Annotated in this window: 1 protein-coding gene; it reads right to left on the bottom strand. The window is 43.0% G+C overall.

Features of this window, described 5'->3' with window-relative positions; translation table 11 throughout:
• Positions 1-58 precede the first annotated feature (58 nt).
• A partial coding sequence (locus AC4II3_RS32790) for an ATP-binding response regulator (RefSeq protein ID WP_488017493.1) occupies positions 59-1,083 on the bottom strand: 1,025 nt, incomplete at its 5' end.

Raw genomic sequence — 1,083 nt, 5'->3', positions numbered from 1 at the left:
ATTAGAACTTTCGTAAAGTTTAGTGTTAACTTGATAGCCGTTAATAGTAATCATAATATTAACAGTTGTCCATCTCTAAATACTTTTCCACTAACTCTAAAATCTTTTGCTCTTGAAATCCTTCGGCTAAATCTTTGAGTTTTTGAGCAAAGGGTATATATTTTGTATCCAGTTCTTCGAGATAGGTGGCTCGTTGGCGAATCTTTTTCATACTGCCGAGCATGGCTAATTCGTAGAGGACTTCCATTTCTGCTGGTGGCGGAATCACTAATGGTTGCTCAATTCTAGCTGCTGCTATGGTCTGTTGGGAGTCTTCTTCATAAATCCACTCCAGTTGTAAATACTCTCCCAACAATTTCAGCAACTGTTGCTCATCCACGGGTTTGGACAAAAAGCCTTGACAGCCGACAAGCTTACTTTTCTCTTGGTCTGTCTCTAACACGTTAGCGGACACTGCAATAATGGGGATATCCTGCATTTGAGGTAGGTTTCTCAATTCTGCGACTGCTTCAAAGCCAGTTTTGATAGGCATGACTAAGTCGGTCAAAATCAGGTCAGGTTGCAGCTGTTGAGCTAGTTCGATTTCCTGCTGGCCATTTTCTGCCATCACGACTTCAAAGCCCAACGGCTCCAGCATGTTCTGCAACACAGCCCGATTGGCTGCTTTGTCTTCTGCTATTAATACCTTGCGCCGAGAACCAATATAACCAACAATTTGCCCCAGCTTCTGTTGCTGCTGTGGTTGGTATTTTTCTACTACTGGGAAGGTAACATCAAACCAGAAGGTAGAGCCAGAACCAAGTTGGCTTGTGACTTGTAGCTTTGCTCCCATGAGCTCTACTAACTGCTTGGTGATGGCTAAACCTAAACCAGTGCCAGCAGCACGCCGTTGCGTATCTCCCACTTGTTCAAAGGGTTGGAAAATTGTTTCTAACTGTTCGTCGGTGATGCCGACACCGGTATCAATCACTTGAAAACGAAGTGTTGTCTGAACTGTTGTCTTTTGTGGTTGGTCGAGACTAATCACGTTAACCTTTAATGTTACTTGACCAGTATCAGTGAATTTAACAGCATTACCTAATA

This window comes from Moorena sp., from assembly GCF_982860115.1.
The sequence above is the reverse complement of the archived record's forward strand: the minus strand, read 5'-3'. Positions and strand labels throughout refer to the sequence as shown.